Raw genomic sequence first — 1,991 nt, forward strand, 5'->3', positions numbered from 1 at the left:
AAGCGGTTGAAGGAACCGGCCAACTGCCCCAGTTCGTCCTGGCTGGTGATCGCCAGGCGCCGCGTCAGGTCACCCTCCCCGGCCGCGATATCGTCCAGGCTGTGCTTCATCAATTGCAACGGGCGCAAAATGGTATTGGCCATCAGCACCCCGAGGACCGCGATCACCAGCAGCACCACCAGGGCGATTCCGAGGATGCTCAGGATCACCCCCTCCATGCGCTGATGGACCTTGGTCTCCAACTCCGCGACCTGGGCCTCGATACCGTCGAGGTTGACGGAGGTACCGATGGCCAGATCCCACTTGGGCAGGTATTCGGTGTAACCGATCTTGGGTACCAGCACCTTGTCGTTGCCGGGTAGCGGCGAACTGTATTTCAGGTAATGGGTACCGTCCTTGGCAACCTCGACCAGGCCGCGATTGGCGTAGACGCCATTCGGATCGCGGGCATCCTTGAAACTCTTGCCGATGTCATCGGGGCTGTTGCTCTTGAACACCCGCACGACCTGCGAGTCATAGCCGAAGAAGTAACCGTCCTTGCCGTACTTGATATTCGACAGCAGTTTCACCACCTGGGCCCGCGCCGCCATGTCGCCCGGGGGCGCGGCATCGTAGAGCGGCTTGATCGCGGTCATCACCTGGGTGACGTAGTTCTGCAAGGTCACCTTGGCCTCCGAGAGCAGACGCTGGCGGGTTTGCTCCACCTCATCCCTGGCCTGATTTTGCAACATCCAGACCGTGGTCAAACTGATCACCAGGGCGCAGAGCAATACCGGCAGTACGGCGAGGGACACGACTTTGGCCTTCAGACTCAGGCGCATGATGGTTCTCTCTTATAGGGAAGACAGTCAACAGGTTAACGGCTTGGGACGGGCAAAATTGAGCCGAGAGGCTATTACGTGGTGGTGAGCACGCCATCGTGAACGCCAAGGACTTGCGTACGGTTCGTTGTTGCGGGATCTGGTGGTGGCCTCATAGGTATCGGGCGTCTGGACGGACGCTATCGCCGGCAAGCCGGCTCCCACAATGTCCGCGTCGTACCTGGGTCTTGTGTACGACTGAAAAACCTGTGGGAGCCGGCTTGCCGGCGATGCTTTTAGATCCGGAACTGCCCCACCAGCTTGCCCAGGTGCTGTCCCAGCTCCGCCAGGCTGCGGGAGGTCTGGGCGCTGCGCTGGGTTTCATCGGCCACGCTGTCCACCGCCGTGGCGATCTGGTGCACGCTGCGGTTGATCTCTTCGGCCACCGCGGTCTGCTCCTCGGCAGCGCTGGCGATCTGCGCGTTCATCGCGTTGATGGTGCCGATCAACTGCGCCATGGTATCCAGCGACGCACCGGCCTCGTTGGCCCGGTCCGAAGTACCATCACCGGCTTCGCTGGAGCGGCGCATGGCCTCCACCGCCACCTGTGTGCCCTGTTGCAGGCGGTCGATCATGCCCTGGATTTCCTGGGTGCTCTGCTGGGTCCGGCTGGCCAGCGCCCGCACTTCATCGGCCACCACCGCAAAACCGCGCCCCGCCTCACCGGCCCGTGCCGCCTCGATGGCGGCGTTGAGGGCCAGCAGGTTGGTCTGCTCGGCAATCGAACGAATCACCCCCAGCACGCTGACGATGGAGGTCACGTCCTGCTGCAGACTATCCAGGGACGTGCCGCTGTGGCGAATGTCCTGCACCAGCGCATGGATCTGCTGGATGCTGCCATCGACCACCCGCTTGGCGGTCTGGCCTTCGGCGTCGGTCTGCTGCGCGGCGATCGCGGCGCCTTGGGCGCCACGCGCCACTTCCTGGGCCGCCGAGGACATCTGGTTGATCGCCGTGGCCACCTGGTCGGTCTCGTGGCGCTGACGTTCCATCGCCTGTTCCGAACGCTGGGCCTGTTCGCTGACCTGGGAGACCAGGGTGGTCAGTTGCACGGTCATTTCACTGATCTGCCGCACCAGGCCATGGATCTTGTCGACAAAGCGGTTGAAGGAACCGGCCAACTGCCCCAGT

At 62.9% G+C, this 1,991-nt stretch carries 2 protein-coding genes; both read right to left on the reverse strand.

The window, feature by feature from the left end; translation table 11 throughout:
* The coding region (locus tag UCMB321_RS27845; RefSeq protein WP_040071935.1) for a cache domain-containing protein at positions 1-821 on the reverse strand (821 nt) is incomplete at its 3' end.
* A 275-nt stretch (positions 822-1,096) separates the two neighbouring features.
* Positions 1,097-1,991, reverse strand: an 895-nt coding sequence (locus UCMB321_RS27850) for a methyl-accepting chemotaxis protein (RefSeq protein WP_040071936.1), incomplete at its 5' end; no start/stop codon positions are given.

Source organism: Pseudomonas batumici (assembly GCF_000820515.1).
GTDB classification, from domain to species: Bacteria; Pseudomonadota; Gammaproteobacteria; order Pseudomonadales; family Pseudomonadaceae; genus Aquipseudomonas; species Aquipseudomonas batumici.